The 389-nt window shown below is 66.8% G+C and carries 1 protein-coding gene; it reads left to right on the forward strand.

Going from position 1 to position 389, the window contains the following annotated elements:
* Positions 1 to 184: 184 nt before the first annotated feature.
* Positions 185 to 389, forward strand: a 205-nt coding sequence (locus JHD69_RS20670) for a hypothetical protein (RefSeq protein ID WP_199142186.1), incomplete at its 3' end; no start/stop codon positions are given.

A 389-nucleotide genomic window follows, 5' to 3' on the forward strand; every position in this document is an offset into this window, starting at 1 on the left:
CCCCCCCCCCCCCCCCCCCCCCCCCCCCCCCCCCCCCCCCCCCCCCCCCCCCCCCCCCCCCCTCTCAACCCCCCCCCCACCCCCCACAACCACACATGTCGTGGTTCGTCGGCAGCGTCAGATGTGTATAAGAGACAGAGAAAGCTCAGGCGTTGGCCTCAAAGCTTCGAAAAAATAAACATGGATGCCGTTTGCCGAAAACTGGGAGTTTGATATTGCCGGATGCATCGGAAAGGGCGAGCTGAAAGAACCTGTCTCTTATACACATCTCCGAGCCCACGAGACAGTACTCATGATCTCGTATGCAGTCTTCTGCTTGAAAAGGGGGGGGGGGGGGGGGGGGGGGGGGGGGGGGGGGGGGGGGGGGGGGGGGGGGGGGGGGGGGGGGG

Origin of the sequence: Pedobacter sp. ASV12, assembly GCF_016429155.1 — a bacterium.
In the GTDB taxonomy this organism is placed as follows: domain Bacteria; phylum Bacteroidota; class Bacteroidia; order Sphingobacteriales; family Sphingobacteriaceae; genus Pedobacter.